This window comes from Gardnerella vaginalis, assembly GCF_001546485.1.
Classification (GTDB): domain Bacteria; phylum Actinomycetota; class Actinomycetes; order Actinomycetales; family Bifidobacteriaceae; genus Bifidobacterium; species Bifidobacterium vaginale_D.
The window spans coordinates 1-748 of the sequence record NZ_KQ956864.1; the positions used below are offsets into that span (position 1 = coordinate 1).

The window sequence follows — 748 nt, forward strand, 5'->3', positions numbered from 1 at the left end:
TGAAGAAGCTTCAGGATGCTAAGTCTAAGCTTACGAACGGTTATAAGACTAATAAGTCTGATTTGACTGCTGAAGCTGGTAAGGATTCTGACTTTACTAAGACTCCTGAGTATCAGAATGCTCAAGCTAAGGGTGACGACGCGTCTAAGCAGGCTCTTGAAGGCTACAAGAAGGCTTTGGAGGATGCGAACACGGTTCTTGGTGATAAGGATGCTACGCAGGCTCAGGTTGATGAGGCTTTGAAGAAGCTTCAGGATGCTAAGTCTAAGCTTGTTGATTCGCATAAGACTGATAAGACCAAGTTGCAGTCTGAGTCCAATGCTGATGGTGATTTTGCTAAGACTCCTGAGTATCAGAATGCTCAAGCTAAGGGTGACGACGCTTCTAAGCAAGCTCTTGAAGCCTACAAGAAGGCACTCGAAGACGCTAACAAGGTTCTCGGTGACGAGAATGCTACTCAGAAGCAGGTTGATGAGGCTTTGAAGAAGCTTCAGGATGCGAAGAAGAATCTTGCTGATTCGCATAAAACTGATAAGGCTGCGTTGCAGACTGAATCCAATGCTGATGGTGATTTCACTAAGACTCCTGAGTATCAGAATGCGACTGCTAAGGGTGATGACGCTTCTAAGAAGGCTCTTGACGAGTATAAGAAGGCGCTTGATGAGGCGAATTCCGTGCTTGGCAATGAGAACGCAACTCAGAGCGATGTTGACGCTGCTTTGAAGAAGCTTCAGGATGCGAAGAAGAA

1 protein-coding gene is annotated in these 748 nt (G+C 46.0%); it reads left to right on the top strand.

Translation table 11 applies throughout. The annotated features are described in order from the left end of the window. On the top strand, positions 1 to 748 hold a 748-nt coding region (locus HMPREF3208_RS04160), incomplete at both ends, for an FIVAR domain-containing protein (protein ID WP_155639969.1).